The organism is Vibrio sp. 378 (assembly GCF_033339435.1).
In genome coordinates, this window is record NZ_JAWOUO010000994.1 from 1 (window position 1) to 554 (window position 554).

Sequence of the window (554 nt, forward strand, 5' to 3'; positions counted from 1 at the left end):
AACGCCGATTAAAAGCCAAAGAATGGAGCCCAGCGAAAGGCATCTACGATTGTGATAAAGATCTGTTTGATTGGGTTATCGCTCCACTCAGCGAGAATGACAAAAGCCTGTTGAGCCAAATGCGCTATCGACCAGACTCCGATTTAGAGCACAGCAAAACGCGCTTTAAATCCCTCGACTGCTCCATTATGGAGCTCGCCGATGATATTGCGTATGGCGTGCACGACTTAGAAGATGCCATTGTGCTGGGTATGGTCACACGTCAGCAATGGCAAGAAGGTGCAGCAAGTCAGTTAGCTGATTGCGGTGATCCTTGGTTTGAAGAACATATCGGCTCTATTGGACAAATGCTGTTTAGCGGTAAACATCACCAACGCAAAGATGCGATTGGCGGTATGGTCAATGCCCTACTTACAAGCATCTCTATTAAAGTGGTTGATGAACCATTCCAAAACCCTTTACTGGCATGGAATGCTTGTTTAGAACCGCATATGGCGAAAGCGCTAGATGTGCTTAAACATTTCGTCAGTCAGTATGTCATTCAAGTGCCGCAG

Annotated in this window: 1 pseudogene; it reads left to right on the forward strand. The window is 46.4% G+C overall.

The features are described 5' to 3' along the window. Positions 1-554 (forward strand): annotated as a pseudogene (locus R7Q48_RS29990) (dGTPase); the annotation flags it as partial.